The organism is Pseudomonas sp. 13B_2.1_Bac1, assembly GCF_025466155.1.
GTDB classification, from domain to species: domain Bacteria; phylum Pseudomonadota; class Gammaproteobacteria; order Pseudomonadales; family Pseudomonadaceae; genus Aquipseudomonas; species Aquipseudomonas aylmerensis.
Genome location: NZ_JANLOH010000032.1, coordinates 1 through 13,199 on the forward strand (window position 1 = coordinate 1; position 13,199 = coordinate 13,199).

Sequence of the window (13,199 nt, forward strand, 5' to 3'; positions counted from 1 at the left end):
GCCCCCCCCCCCCCCCCCCCCCCCCCCCCCCCGCTCCCACAATAGATCCGGTTTCTACAGTGGAAGCGCTGTAATGCTTAGTGCTGCAGGATTTTCTCAAGGAAGTGCTGCGCGCGTTCGGAGCGGGCGCTGATGTCGCCGAAGAACTCTTCTTTCGGGCAGTCTTCGATGATCTTGCCGGCGTCCATGAAAATCACGCGGTCGGCCACTTTGCGGGCGAAGCCCATTTCGTGGGTCACGCACATCATGGTCATGCCTTCGTGGGCCAGTTGCACCATTACGTCGAGCACTTCGTTGACCATTTCCGGGTCCAGAGCCGAGGTCGGTTCGTCGAACAGCATGACGATCGGGTCCATGGCCAGGGCGCGGGCAATCGCTACACGTTGCTGCTGGCCGCCGGAAAGTTGGCCAGGGTGCTTGTGGGCGTGTGCCGACAGGCCGACGCGCTCGAGCAATTGCAGGCCTTTCTTGGTGGCTTCTTCCTTGCTGCGGCCCAGCACCTTGATCTGCGCGATGGTCAGGTTTTCGGTGATGGTCAGGTGCGGGAACAGTTCGAAGTGCTGGAACACCATGCCCACGCGCGAACGCAGTTTTGGCAGGTTGGTCTTCGGGTCGGCGATGGAGGTGCCGTCGACCACGATGTCGCCCTTCTGGAACGGTTCCAGCGCGTTGACGCACTTGATCAGGGTGGATTTGCCCGAGCCCGACGGCCCGCACACCACGATCACTTCGCCTTTTTTAACCTCGGTGCTGCAATCGGTCAGCACCTGGAAGTCGCCATACCACTTGTTGATGTTCTTGATAGAGATCATACGGCAAACCTTTTTTGCAGACGCTTGACCAGCAGCGAGGCGGAAAAGCTGATGATGAAGTAGACGACACCGGCGAAGATCAGGAACTCATTGGAGCGGCCAATGATGTCGCCATTGGAACGGGCGGAGTTGAGGAAGTCCACCAGGCCCACGGTGTAGACCAGCGAGGTGTCCTGGAACAGGATGATCGACTGCTGCAGCAGCAGCGGGGTCATCTTGCGGAACGCCTGGGGCAGGATGATCAGGCGCATGGTCTGGCCATAGCTCATGCCCATCGCCTGTGCTGCCGCCATCTGGCCCTTGGGGATCGACTGCACGCCGGCCCGCACGATCTCACAGAAGTACGCGGCTTCGAACATCATGAAGGCCACGACACAGGAGGTGAATGCGCCGATCGGGGTGTCTTCGCCGGTGATCCAGCGCAGCACGAACGGCACCGCCAGGTAGAACCAGGTGATCACCAGCAGCAGCGGGATCGAACGGAAGTAGTTCACATAGGCGCCGGCCAGGCGCGACAGCAGTTTGCTGGACGACAGGCGCATCAGCGCGAGGATCGTGCCCAGGACGATGCCGCCGACCACGCCCATGACCATCAACTGCAGGGTCATGACCATGCCGTTCCACAGGCCCGGGATGGCGGGGATGATGCCGCTGAAATCGAAGTCCATTATTTACCCCCCACGGAGATCAGGCCGGGCACCGCGACTTTCTTCTCGACCAGGCGCATGAGCAGCATCAGGCTCATGTTCAGGGTGAAGTAGATCAGCGTGGCCAAGGTGAAGGCTTCAAACAGGTTGGCCGAGAACTCGGCGGTCTGTTTGGTTTGCGCCAGCAGTTCCATCAAGCCGATCAAGGACGCCACGGAGGAGTTCTTGAACACGTTGAGGAATTCCGAGGTAAGCGGCGGAATAATGATGCGGTAGGCCTGGGGCAGCAGCACGTTCCAGTAGATCTGCGGCAGCTTGAAGCCCATGGCGCGCGCGGCGGATTCCTGGCCACGTGGCAGCGCCTGGATGCCGGTGCGCACTTGCTCGCACACCCGGGCGGCGGTGAACAGGCCCAGGCACACGACAACGCTCAGGTAGGCCGAGGTGGTCGGGTTCAGGTCTTGTTTGTACCAGTCTTGCAGGTTCTGCGGCAGCAGGTCGGGTATCAGGAAATACCAGATGAACAGCTGGACCAGCAGCGGTACGTTACGAAACAGTTCCACGTAGCAGGTCGCGATGCCCGATACGATGCGGTTTGGCACGGTGCGCATGACCCCCAGAATGGAGCCCAGCAACAAGGCGATAATCCATGCCACGACAGCGATGGCGATGGTCCAGCCCAGGCCGGCGATGTACCAGTCGAGATAAGTCTCGCTGCCAACGCCAGTGGACTTGAAGAACACGCCCCAGTCCCAGTTGTAATTCATTAGGGTCTCCCCTCGAGATCGATCGATGTACAAGCACCCGCTTGGGGAAGATCCTTTCCCACCTGACGTTGAACGCCAGGCACACACGATCGGCTCGAAAACCGCCAGGTCGAGTGTTCCAAAGTAAAGCCAGCAGGTAGTAACAGACGCCTGAGGGAGGGTTGCTCCCTCAGGAGATAAGGTTAGTCAGAAATCAGATTTTTACGTCAGGCGCTGGCTTGTCGCTTGGGTTAGCGATCAGATCCTTAACCTTGTCGCTCATCGGGAAGTTCAGGTTCAGGCCTTTAGGTGGAATCGGGCTCTCGAACCACTTGCTGTAGATCTTGTTGATTTCGCCGGATTTGTACAGGCCGGTGATGGCGTCATCGACAGCCTTCTTGAACGCTGGATCGTCTTTACGAACCATGCACGCGTAGGCTTCAAACGACTGTGGAGTACCGGTGATGACCCAGTCATCCGGCTTCTTGGCCTTGGCTTCTTCGCCGGCCAGCAGGGCGTCGTCCATCATGAAGGCAACGGCGCGGCCGCTTTCCAGCATCTGGAAGGACTCGCCGTGGTCCTTGGCGGAGATGACGTTCATGCCCATCTGCTTGTCGGCGTTCATCGCCTTGATGATGCGCTCGGACGTGGTGCCGGCGGTGGTCACGACGTTTTTGCCTTTCAGGTCGGCAAAGTCGCTGTAGGACGGCTTGCCATCCTTGTCTTTCTTGACCAGCAGGCGGGTGCCGATTTCGAAGATGTTGACGGTGAAGTCGACTTGCTGGGCGCGTTCGGCGTTATTGGTGGTGGAGCCGCACTCGATATCCGCGGTGCCGTTCTGGATCAGCGGGATACGGGTTTGCGAGGTGACCAGGTTGTACTTGGTCTTCAGGTCGGGTTTGTTCAGGTCTTTTTTCAGGGCTTCAACGATGGCCAGCTGAATGTCGTGGGAGTAGCCCACTGGTTTGCCCGAACCATCCGCGATGTAGGAAAACGGAATGGAGCTGTCGCGGTGAGCGAGAGTGATGGTGCCGGAGTCGTTGATTTTCTTCAGTGTGCCGGTGAGTTCGGCGGCGAAAACTGGAGTGCTGATCAGAGCAGCAGCGATAGCTGCGCCCAAGATATGGGGAACGATGCGCATCAATACTTCCTCGACATTTGTTTTTTTTATGAAGCCGGCTAAACGGCTCTCTTGTACAGCGAATGCCCGTGACGGCTCCTAAGGCGTCCCAGGTAATCGTCAGGAAGTGTAGAGCATGAGTCGTGCCATACCCGAATTAAAAGGCTAAGCGGCTGATTTATAAGCGTATTAACTTTGTGTGACGATGTATTTTCAAGGCTTGGGTCCGGCAAACCGAATGGTTGGGGGTATGTCGTTCGGAAAACCGAATGCCAGCGGGTCAGTATTTTCTGTAGGAACGAGCACGCCTGCGAGGGCATCGACCGGGCTTATTGATCTGCCCAGTGTCTGCATCGCAGGCGCGCCAGCCCTCACAGGGCTATCGACGAGAGGTTCTGCTGTCAGAAGGTGTAGTCGGCCGAGACCACCGCCGCACGCCCATCGCCAGGCACCGCCCAACCGTTGTTGCGGATGCGGGTCAGGTACTCCTTGTCGAACAGGTTGTTGACGTTCAACTGCAGGTTGAGCTGCTTGTTGACCTTGTAACCGAGCATCGCACGCTGCACCGCATAGCCAGGCGCAGTCGGTGCCCCGGCCGCGCTGACCAGGTACTGCTTGGTCTGCGCCGTGATGCCGTAACCCACCTGGAAGTCGTATGGCAGGTCGTACACCGTCCAGAGGCTGGCCGCATGTTTGGGGGTGAAGGTCAGCGGTTCACCTTTCTGCACATCGATACCGGTGGTTGCCAGGGTGTAGTCGCTGGCGCTGCGCAGTACACGGGTGTTGAGGTAGGTGTAGTTGGCGAAGACCTTCCAGCGATCCGTCAGCGCGCCGCTCAGGCCGAGTGCCACGCCATCGGCACGCGCCTTGCCGTCGAGGGTTTGCGTACCGCTCAGGTTGCTCGGGTCGTTATCGGCGACTTTGTAGTTGGTGCGGTCATTGCGAAAGATCGCGCCGGTGACCGACAACGCATTGTCGAGGAAGTCCCACTTGGTGCCGATCTCATAACTGACGGCGGTTTCCGGGGCGACGTTGCAGTTGTTGGTGGCCGTGCTTGAAGTCTTGGCCGGGGTGTAGCAGCCACCGTTGACGCTGGCTTGCGACGGCGTCTTGCTGTTGCCATAGGCGACATAGAAGCTGCCGTTTTCCACCGGTTTGTAGACCAGCGCCAGGCGGTAGGACGTCAGGTCGTCTGCCTGGCCGTAGCGCACGCCGGGCGTTTCCACGCCGGTGCTGGAATAGGCGTTGCTCACCGAACTGCCGGCGTTGTGCTCGTAACGCAGGCCGCCATTGATTTCCCATTGCGGGTTGAGCTTGAGCGTATCGAAGGCATAGGCGGCGCGGTTGTTCAGTGCTCCGTCGACGTGAGCCGCACGGGTGAAATTGACCGGGCCTGTCCAGTCGGAATTCGGATCGCTGTAGCTGACCGGCGGCGGTACGATCGTGCTGCCGTTGCTGTTCGTCAGCCACTTGCCGGTATCGGCCTGGTATTCCTCGCGGCTGATGGCGATGCCGGTCACCAGCGTGTGGTCGATGAAGCCGGTGCTGAAGTGGCTGGTCACGTCAGTCTGGTTGGTGAACATTTTGTTCTGGGTGTTGCGCTCGTTACCCAATGAGCCACCGGCTGGCTGGAAAAAGCCCGGGCTCAGGCCTGCGGGGCAGGGGGCACCGGTAATCTGGGTGCCGCTGGCCAGGCAACCGGCCTGCGCACCTTCGGGGCCGGAGGCGCGCAGCTCCTGGCGTACGCGCTCGACGCGGGTGAAGTTGCGGACCGACACGGCATCGTTGAAGTCATGTTCGAGCTTGAGGCTGAACGCGTCCGAGGTGATGTTCTGGTCGTTGATGTTGTGGTAACCGTAATAGTCGCTCCAGCCCACGCCCGGCATCGGCTTGCCGTTGTAGATGGGGATGCCGTATTGCGGCGTGTTGTCATTTTTCTGATGTTCATAACTGACGGTCACGCGCGTCGGCGTGCCCAGGCCGAAGGCGATCGAGGGGGCAATGCCCCAACGCGAGTAATCTTCATAATCGCGGCCCGGCACGTCGTTACCATGGGCCATCAGGTTCAAGCGGAATGCCGTCGTGTCATTAAGTGTCTGGTTGCTGTCCAGGGTGAGGCGCTTATAGCTGTCTGTGCCGATGCCGGCGCTGATCGTGGTTTTGTCGCGCAGTTCCGGGGCCTTGGTGACCAGGTTGATGGTGCCGCCGACAGCGCCCGAACCCGAGTACACCGAGCTGGCGCCGCTGACGACTTCGACCTGCTCCAGGTTGAACGGGTCGGTGCGGCTGTATTGCGCGCTGTCGCGCACGCCGTCCACGTAGATATCGCCGCTGGCGGAAAAACCGCGCAGGTTGATGCTGTCGCCATAGCCGCTGCCGCCTTCACCGGCACCGAATGTGATGCCCGGCACGGTGCTGAGCACGTCGCGCAGGGTCAGCAGGTTTTGATCGTGAATGACTTCCTTGGGCACCACCGTGATGGTCTGCGGCGTGTCGCGCAGTGCTTCGGTGTACTTGGGTGAAGACGGTGCCACCGGGTTGTAGGCACTTTGCGCCTGGCCTTCGATGCTGGTCGCGCCGAGCTGGATCGGCCCGGTGTTGTCGTCTGGTGCGGCATCCCCCGCATAACTGAAGCCTCCCTGCGCAGCCACTGCCAAACCCACTGCCGATGCGAGCAAATGCCGCGTGGAGAGGGGAGCGGAACGGGTGCCGGTCGTCATTGAATGGTCTCTTGTTAGTAGGATTGAGAGGTGGTCGTGTTTGATAACCAATCTCAAATGTAATAGATTGTTACTGGATGTTTCATGAAAGTTTTGTAAGTTTTATCCGCCGTGGGGAGACGCAAATGCACAGCGCTGAGCCTTCTGATTTGGCCAGTAACCCCCGGGCTTACGCACGGTGGGTGATGCACGCCGCACAGTTGGGGGATGCCGACGCGCAGGCCACCTTGGGCCAGTTGCTGCTGGAGGGGCGTGGCATCCAGCTGGACCAGGCCTTGGCGCTGAGTTGGTTTCGGATCGCTGCGCGCCAGGGGCATCCGATGGCAATCAATATGATCGGCCGTTGCCTGGAGCATGGCTGGGGCGACGCGATCAACCTGAAACAGGCCGCACGGCATTACCGGCAGGCGGCCGATCTGGGCCTGGATTGGGGGCTGTACAACTATGGTCAGTTGCTGACCCGTGGGCGGGGCGTCGAGCAAGACCTGGCCGCGGCGTTCCAAGTGTTCCAGCAGGCGGCTGCCCAAGGGCACGCCAAGTCGATGAACCTGCTCGGACGTTTCCACCATGAGGGCGTCGTGGTGCCCAGGGATGTCCCGCTGGCACGCCAGTGGTACCGGCGCGCGGCCGAGGCCGGCGATTTCCGTGGGCAATACAACCACGCGGCGGAGTTGGCAGAAGCCGGCGACGAGGCACAGGCCTGTGTCTGGCTTGAGCGCGCGCTGGTGGGCGCCACGCCGGGCTTCCTGCTGGCGGCTTACCCGGTGCTGCTCGGGTCGGCCTTGCCCGGTATCCGGGACATGGGGCTGCGTTACCAGCGCCAGGCCCTCGAGGCATGAAAAAGCCCCTGGACCTTACGGCACAGGGGCTTCTTTACGAGCGGTTGATCAGGCCGCTTCGATCTTGCGGTTCTGCTCGACCTTGGACAGGTAACGTTGCACGTTGTCCTGTTCCTGCGCGGTGGTGAACAGGCCCAGCTTGGTGCGACGCCACAGCACGTCCTGAGGTTGGGTCACCCATTCTTCAGCGCACAGATAATCCACTTCGCGGGTGTACAGGCCGCCACCCAGGTGGTCACCAAGGTCGGCCAGCGATTGCACGCCTTCGAGCAAGCGCCAGGTCCGGCTGCCATAAGTGGTGGACCAGCGGCGCGCGATCTCGCTTGGCACCCAGTCGAACTTCGCGCGAATGGCCTCGGCCAGAGCTTCCGGCGTGGTCATGTGCTCGCCGCCGGGCAGGCTCGCGGTGGCGGTCCAGCTCGGGCGCATCTGCGTGAAGTACGGCGCCAATTGCGCCATCGCCGACTCGGCAAGTTTGCGGTAGGTGGTCAGCTTGCCACCGAACACCGACAGGATCGGTGCTTCGCCCGTGCCGCCGGACAGCGACAGGGTGTAGTCACGGGTGATCGCCGACGGGTTATCCGACTCGTCGTTGCACAGCGGGCGCACACCGGAGTAGGTGTGGACGATGTCGTCGCGGCTCAGTTGCTTCTTGAAGTGCGCGTTGACCACCTTGAGCATGTAGTCGGTTTCGCCTTCGGTGATCGCCACTTTCGCCGGGTCGCCGGTGTATTCGCGGTCGGTGGTGCCGATGATGGTCAGGTGATTCAGGTACGGAATGGTGAAGACAATGCGCTGGTCTTCGTTCTGCAGGATGTGCGCGTGGGCGCCTTCGTACAGTTTCGGCACGATCAAGTGGCTGCCCTGGATGAGGCGGATGCCGTAGGGCGAGTCCAGCTTCAAGTCTTCCTTGATGAACTTGGCAACCCACGGGCCGGCCGCGTTCACCAGGGCGCGGGCGCGGATCGAGAACAGGCTGCCGTCGGCGCGCTCCATGTTCATTTCCCACATGCCGTTGCTGCGGTGCGCGCTGACGCAGCGCGTCTGGGTGTGGATATGCGCGCCTTTTTCACGGGCGGCCATGGCGTTGAGCACCACCAGGCGGGCGTCGTCGACCCAGCAGTCGGAATATTCGAAGCCTTTGGTGATTTCGCTTTTCAGCGGGCTGTCGGCGCCGAACTTGAGGCTTTTGGAGCCGGCCAGCTTCTCGCGTTTGCCCAGGTGGTCATAGAGGAACAGGCCGGCGCGGATCATCCACGCCGGACGCAGGTGCGGCCGATGCGGCAGGACAAAACGCATTTGCTTGACGATGTGCGGGGCCTTGGCCAGCAGCACTTCACGTTCGGCCAGGGCTTCGCGCACCAGGCGGAATTCGTAATGTTCGAGGTAGCGCAGGCCGCCGTGGATCAGCTTGCTGCTGGCAGAGGAGGTGTGGCTGGCGAGGTCGTCCTTTTCGCAAAGGAATACCGACAAACCGCGCCCGGCTGCGTCTGCTGCAATGCCGACGCCATTGATCCCGCCGCCGATCACGGCGACGTCATAGACTTCGGCAAGCGGTGCAGCAGGCAAGGTAGAAGGGTTCATCGGCTGGCCTCGCGATCTTTTCGTATTGGAATTCGAACATTAATGTTCATTTACGAAAATGGTAGCTGATAAACGCGCGCACAGCCACCCGACTTCGATTGAAAAAACTCATCGAAGGGCGGGAAAAGGAAAATTTGCGAACATAAACCTGTGAAAGCCTGGCTTGCCCGCGAAGACGATCTCAAGGGCGCTATCGCCGGCAAGCCGGGCTCCCACAGGTGATCGCATTTCGCCAGGCGTTACGCAGTCAAATGTGGGAGCGGGCTTGCCCGCGAAGACGATCTCAAGGGCGCCATCGCCGGCAAGCCGGGCTCCCACAGGTGATCGCATTTCGCCAGGCGTTACGCAGTCAAATGTAGAAGCGGGCTTGCCCGCGAAGACGATCTCAAGGGCGCTATCGCCGGCAAACCGGGCTCCCACAGGTAATCGCATTTCGCCAGGAGTTACGCAGTCAAATGTGGGAGCGGGCTTGCCCGCGAAGACGATCTCAAGGGCGCCATCGCCGGCAAGCCGGGCTCCCACAGGTAATCGCATTTCGCCAGGAGTTACGCGGACAACTGTGGGAGCGGGCTTGCCCGCGAAGGCGTCAATGCAGGCGCCACAGAGATCGAAGGGTCACACAACTTCGAGGCGAACCTTATGCTGATTCAACAGCTGCACCAGCGCGGGCACCGGCTGCTGGTCGGTTACCAGGCAGTCCACCAGGCTGATCGGCCCCAGCCGAATCATGGCATTGCGCCCGAATTTGCTTGAGTCCGCCGCCAGGATCACTTGGCGCGCATTGGCGATGATCGCCTGGGAAACCCGTACTTCCTGATAGTCGAAGTCGAGCAGGCTGCCGTCTTCGTCGATGCCGCTGATACCCACCAGGGCAAAGTCGACCTTGAACTGGTTGATGAAATCCACACTGGCCTGGCCCACCACACCGCCGTCACGGCGTACGTTACCGCCGGTCAACAGCACGTCGAAGTCGTCCTTGGCGCTGAGCATGGTGGCGACGTTGAGGTTGTTGGTGATGATTTTCAGGTGATTGTGGTTGAGCAACGCGCGGGCGATGGATTCGGTGGTGGTGCCGATATTGATGAACAGCGAGGCATGATCGGGGATTTGCGCCGCGATGGCTTCGCCGATGCGCTGTTTCTCGTCGCGCATCTGGTCAGCACGCATGGCGTACGCGGTGTTTTCGACGCTGGAGTCATAGGCTGCGCCGCCATGGTAGCGGCGCAACAGATTGGCGTCCGCCAGCTGGTTGATATCGCGGCGGATGGTTTGCGGGGTGACAACGAACAGCTGCGCCATTTCCTCGATACTGACGTAGCCGCGTTCGCGGACCAGTTCGAGGATTTGTTGCTGGCGGGGAGGCAGATTCATGGGGCGTCCTTTGGGCTGCCATACAAAAGTGGCCCATGATGACGCAGGAATCCGCTCCCTGCCAGTTACAACCCTATCGCCGTCCGGCGCTTGGCTTATTCAGCGCCTTCGTGGGGTTCCCAGTCGCGGGTGCGGCTGACTGCTTTCTGCCAGCCGGCATACAGCTTCTCTTTGGCGACTTCGTCCAGTTGCGGTTCGAATTCGCGCTCGATCACTGCCTTGCCGCGCAGTTCGTCAAGGCTGCCCCAGAACCCGCAGGCCAGGCCGGCCAGATACGCCGCGCCAAGCGCCGTGGTCTCGCGCATTTGCGGGCGCTCGACCTGGGTGCCGAGGATGTCGGCCTGGAATTGCATCAGGAAGTTGTTGGCGACCGCGCCGCCGTCCACGCGCAAGGCCTTGAGGCGTTCACCGGAATCTTGCTGCATGGCGTCCAGTACGTCGCGGGTCTGGTAGGCAATCGACTCCAGGGCTGCACGAATAATGTGATCCACGCGTACGCCGCGGGTCAGGCCGAACAGCGCGCCACGGGCATACGGGTCCCAGTACGGAGCGCCCAGGCCAGTGAACGCCGGGACCAGGTACACGCCGTTGCTGTCTTTGACCTTGCCGGCGAAGTATTCGGTGTCGGTGGCGTCGGCGATGATCTTCAGCTCATCACGCAGCCATTGCACGGTGGAGCCGCCGTTGAACACCGCGCCTTCGAGGGCGTAAGCCACTTCGCCACGCGGGCCGCAGGCGATGGTGGTGAGCATGCCGTGCTTGGACTTCACCGCCTTGTCGCCGGTGTTCATCAGCAGGAAGCAGCCGGTGCCATAGGTATTCTTGGCCTGTCCGGCTTCGACGCACATCTGGCCGAACAACGCAGCCTGCTGGTCACCGGCGATACCGCCGATGGCGATGCCGCTTTTGGTGCGGCCGTAGATTTCCGAGGAGGATTTCACTTCCGGCAGCATTTCGCGCGGCACGTCGAGAATCTCCAGCATCTTCGCATCCCACTCCAGGGTGTGGATGTTGAAGAGCATGGTGCGCGAGGCGTTGGTGTAGTCGGTGACGTGGGTTTTGCCGCCGGTAAATTTCCAGATCAGCCAGCTGTCGATGGTGCCGAACAGCAGTTCGCCGTTGCGCGCCCGCTCGCGGCTGCCTTCGACGTTGTCGAGGATCCACTTGAGCTTGGTGCCGGAGAAGTACGGGTCGGTCACCAGGCCAGTGGTGTCATTGATGTATTGCTCGTGGCCGTCGCGCTTGAGCTGCTGGCAGATCTCGGTGCTGCGGCGGCACTGCCAGACGATGGCGTTGTAGATCGGTCGGCCGGTGATCTTGTCCCACACCACGGTGGTTTCACGCTGGTTGGTGATACCGATGGCGGCGACCTGGTCATGGTGCAGGCCGGCTTGTGCCAAGGCCTCGACCATCACCGCGCTCTGGGTGGCGAAAATTTCCATCGGGTCGTGTTCGACCCAGCCGGCTTGCGGGTAATGCTGAGTGAATTCACGCTGGGCGGTGCAGACCACGTTGGCGTCGCGGTCGAAGATGATCGCGCGCGAACTGGTGGTGCCCTGATCAAGGGCAATGATGTAGTTCTTATTCTCGATATCGGTCATGTCAATTGCCTTGGACGAAATAAGGAAGTCAGAAATCAGCCTGGACCGCGAAGGGCAGGGGCCCAGGCTGGCGCTTTCAGGAAATACGGGTCTTGCCGTTGACAGCCGTGTCAGGTGTTTCAGCTATAGCAGGTGCGGCGCTCGGCAGATGACGGGCAATCAGCCCGCGATAGGCCGCAGCACCGAGGCATGCGCCGACAATCGGCGCGAAAATCGGAACCAGGAAGTAAGGAATATCACGGCCACCGGTAAAGGCCATTTCACCCCAGCCGGCGAAAAAGGTCATCAGCTTGGGCCCGAAATCCCGCGCCGGGTTCATCGCAAAGCCGGTCAGCGGGCCCATGGCGCTGCCAATCACGGCAATCAGCAAGCCGATGAGCAGCGGTGCCAGCGGGCCGCGTGGCAGGCCGTTGTTGTCATCGGTGAGGGCCATGATCACGCCCATCAGGATCGCGGTAATGACTACTTCCACCAGGAACGCTTGGGCAGTGCTCAGCAGCGCATGGGGGTAGGTGGAGAACACCGAGGCCAATTCCAGGCTGGCTTGTGAGCCGCGCACCATGTGGTGGGTTTGTTCGTAATCGAAAAACAGATTGCTGTAGAGGGTGTACACCAGGGCTGCCGAGCAGAAGGCGCCGGCGATCTGGGCGAGGATGTAGAAGGGCAGTTTGCGTTTTTCGAAATCGGCGAAGATGCACAGGGCGATACTGACCGCCGGGTTGAGGTGGGCCCCGGAAATACCCGCGCTCAGGTAGATCGCCATGCTGACGCCGACCCCCCAGATGATGCTGATTTCCCACAAGCCAAAGCTGGCACCCGCGACCTTGAGCGCAGCGACACATCCCGTACCGAAGAAGATCAGCAGCGCAGTCCCCAGGAACTCGGCCATGCATTGGCTCGAAAGTGAAGGCTGTTGAAGAGCAGTTGTCATGGAAAACCTCAATTGTTGTTCTTGTCTGGCGTTTGACCTCAACGGGTCATGCGCGATTTTCACCGTGGTGGGGATCCCCATCTCCGCCACGGCTTACTGCTCGAAACACGTAGGTGTATTCCTACAGTATTCGGAAACGAAAAAATATAGACAAGAATCACGGCTGTCAAAGGTCGAAAGTGAACGGTCGGTCACTTTCCAACTATTGGTCTGGTGAATGATCATGAGGCGCACTCTGGAGCGATAGGTCACGAGCACGCGCACTAGAGCGTTTCGCACGGGCTTGGCTTAGAATTGGTGCTCTGTCTGCCACGCCCGGAGAGGTCATGACACCTGCATTGGATTTGTTGAAAAAAGTTCGTGCCGAACATCGCATCCACAGTTATGAGCACGATCCGAAGTCCGCCTCCTATGGCCTGGAGGCCGCGGAAAAATTGGGTTTGGACCCGGCGCAGGTGTTCAAGACCTTGCTCGCCAGCAGTGAGAAGGGCGAACTCTTGGTCGCGGTGGTGCCGGTCGTCGGAAGTCTGGATTTGAAAGCGCTCGCCCAGGCGGCGGGGGTCAAGAAAGCCGAAATGGCCGACCCGGCTGCGGCGCAACGCTCTACCGGTTATTTGCTCGGTGGTATCAGCCCACTGGGCCAGAAAAAGCGCCTGCGCACCTTTATCGATATGACGGCGCAGCAATTTGCGACGATTCACGTGAGTGCAGGGAGAAGGGGATTGGAGGTCGAACTGCCCGCAGCGGTGCTGGCCGAACACACCCAGGCCACGTTCGCGCCGATAGGCCGGGCCTGATCTCAGGCCAATGCAGATCCAATGTGGGAGC

At 60.5% G+C, this 13,199-nt stretch carries 11 protein-coding genes; 2 read left to right on the forward strand and 9 right to left on the reverse strand.

The genetic code is table 11. From position 1 onward, the window contains the following. Window positions 1-77: 77 nt before the first annotated feature. The 5 genes from NTD80_RS06595 to NTD80_RS06615 form a co-directional block, all read right to left on the reverse strand. On the reverse strand, window positions 78-812 hold the full coding sequence (locus NTD80_RS06595) for an amino acid ABC transporter ATP-binding protein (protein WP_007916729.1): 735 nt from the start codon (window positions 810-812) through the stop codon (window positions 78-80). Next, window positions 809-1,480 (reverse strand): amino acid ABC transporter permease, encoded by a 672-nt coding sequence (locus NTD80_RS06600; RefSeq protein ID WP_065906795.1) that lies wholly within the window; start codon window positions 1,478-1,480, stop codon window positions 809-811. Before NTD80_RS06600 ends, NTD80_RS06595 begins: the two co-directional genes overlap by 4 nt. Then, complete coding sequence (locus NTD80_RS06605; RefSeq protein ID WP_065906793.1) at window positions 1,480-2,226, reverse strand: amino acid ABC transporter permease; 747 nt, start codon at window positions 2,224-2,226, stop codon at window positions 1,480-1,482. The genes NTD80_RS06600 and NTD80_RS06605 overlap by 1 nt, the downstream gene beginning before the upstream one ends. 193 nt (window positions 2,227-2,419) lie before the next feature. Further along, entirely contained in the window at window positions 2,420-3,346 is a 927-nt protein-coding gene (locus tag NTD80_RS06610; protein WP_065906791.1) for a glutamate/aspartate ABC transporter substrate-binding protein, read from the reverse strand. A 380-nt stretch (window positions 3,347-3,726) separates the two neighbouring features. After that, window positions 3,727-6,045 carry a TonB-dependent receptor gene (locus tag NTD80_RS06615; protein WP_262132769.1) on the reverse strand — a complete coding sequence of 773 codons (2,319 nt, stop codon included), beginning with the start codon at window positions 6,043-6,045 and terminating at the stop codon, window positions 3,727-3,729. Window positions 6,046-6,170: 125 nt separating this feature from the next. On the opposite strand from NTD80_RS06615, the gene NTD80_RS06620 reads away from it, so the two are divergent. Beyond that, window positions 6,171-6,884, forward strand: coding sequence for a tetratricopeptide repeat protein (locus NTD80_RS06620; protein WP_315974931.1), 714 nt, complete (start codon window positions 6,171-6,173; stop codon window positions 6,882-6,884). A gap of 48 nt (window positions 6,885-6,932) precedes the next feature. On the opposite strand, the gene glpD is transcribed toward NTD80_RS06620, so the two are convergent. The 4 genes from glpD to NTD80_RS06640 form a co-directional block, all read right to left on the reverse strand. Next, window positions 6,933-8,468, reverse strand: a complete 1,536-nt coding sequence (glpD, locus tag NTD80_RS06625; RefSeq protein ID WP_120447735.1) for a glycerol-3-phosphate dehydrogenase — start codon at window positions 8,466-8,468, stop codon at window positions 6,933-6,935. 615 nt (window positions 8,469-9,083) lie between these two features. Beyond that, window positions 9,084-9,839, reverse strand: coding sequence for a DeoR/GlpR family transcriptional regulator (locus NTD80_RS06630; protein ID WP_010212755.1), 756 nt, complete (start codon window positions 9,837-9,839; stop codon window positions 9,084-9,086). 95 nt (window positions 9,840-9,934) lie between these two features. Continuing rightward, window positions 9,935-11,440, reverse strand: coding sequence for a glycerol kinase GlpK (gene glpK, locus NTD80_RS06635; protein WP_065906783.1), 1,506 nt, complete (start codon window positions 11,438-11,440; stop codon window positions 9,935-9,937). A 76-nt stretch (window positions 11,441-11,516) separates the two neighbouring features. After that, window positions 11,517-12,371 (reverse strand): MIP/aquaporin family protein, encoded by an 855-nt coding sequence (locus NTD80_RS06640; RefSeq protein WP_065906780.1) that lies wholly within the window; start codon window positions 12,369-12,371, stop codon window positions 11,517-11,519. 326 nt (window positions 12,372-12,697) lie between these two features. Here NTD80_RS06640 and ybaK point away from each other — a divergent pair, with 326 nt between their 5' ends. Continuing rightward, window positions 12,698-13,168, forward strand: coding sequence for a Cys-tRNA(Pro) deacylase (gene ybaK, locus NTD80_RS06645; protein ID WP_120447737.1), 471 nt, complete (start codon window positions 12,698-12,700; stop codon window positions 13,166-13,168). Window positions 13,169-13,199: the final 31 nt, after the last annotated feature.